The sequence below is a fragment of the Priestia sp. SIMBA_032 genome, assembly GCF_046535215.1.
Taxonomy (GTDB): domain Bacteria; phylum Bacillota; class Bacilli; order Bacillales; family Bacillaceae_H; genus Priestia; species Priestia aryabhattai.
The window spans coordinates 1-287 of the sequence record NZ_JAWRXD010000447.1; the positions used below are offsets into that span (position 1 = coordinate 1).

Below are 287 nucleotides of genomic sequence, written 5' to 3' on the forward strand. Positions count from 1 at the left end.
GCCGCGAGGTCAACCGCCAGTTCCAGCGCTTTGCGGCCGACCGGGTCGAGGCCCGCGAGGCGGCGCTCGACGCGCTGCCCGAGGACGACCCGGACCGGGAGGCCGCCGAGTACGCCCTCGAGGATGCGCGTTTCGCCCTCGAAGACGCGGAGGCGGCGCTGGAGACCGGCCCCGTCGATCCCTTCCTCGACGTGCTCTTCCTCGACCAGCGCCGCGGCTTCGCTCTCGGCGCCTACGGTCACCTTTTCCGGACCGGGGACGGCGGCGAGAGCTGGCGCATCGCCATC

General features: G+C 73.5%; 1 protein-coding gene. It reads left to right on the forward strand.

Annotated elements, in window-relative coordinates; all coding sequences use genetic code 11:
* Positions 1–287, forward strand: a 287-nt coding sequence (locus SB717_RS35115; protein WP_486360789.1) for a hypothetical protein, incomplete at both ends; no start/stop codon positions are given.